The sequence below is a fragment of the Pseudoalteromonas sp. S1612 genome, assembly GCF_005887175.1.
Classification (GTDB): domain Bacteria; phylum Pseudomonadota; class Gammaproteobacteria; order Enterobacterales; family Alteromonadaceae; genus Pseudoalteromonas; species Pseudoalteromonas undina.
Genome location: NZ_PNDH01000132.1, coordinates 1 through 357, shown reverse-complemented (window position 1 = coordinate 357; position 357 = coordinate 1). Strand labels below are relative to the sequence as shown.

General features: G+C 44.0%; 1 pseudogene. It reads right to left on the bottom strand.

Annotated elements, in window-relative coordinates:
• Positions 1 to 122: 122 nt before the first annotated feature.
• Positions 123 to 357 (bottom strand): annotated as a pseudogene (locus CWB78_RS18830) (IS3 family transposase); the annotation flags it as partial.

The window sequence follows — 357 nt, the reverse complement described above, 5'->3', positions numbered from 1 at the left end:
ATCCCAGCGAGCTTCACTCCCGGCTCAAAGTGCGGAGCTACCTCAGGCCGCTTATGGATTCGCACCTTCATGACTGATCTGGAGCGGAGTTTTTCAAGTTAGTTGTCGCATCAAGTTAAATTTTATGCCGCCCGCACTTCTTCTTTTTTCTCTGGATTCAAATTTACTTCATTGATCATTGTCCAATCTCTAGACTTTCCTGACCAACGACTTGGATTCTGTAATTTCGCCATTTCATTTACCCGATGACGTTTCGCTAGTATCGGTTTATCTAATCCTAAATGGCGCTGGTTTGGCGTGACAAATTTAATACCGCTGTGCAAGTGCTCATCGTTGTACCAATCTACAAATCCGTTA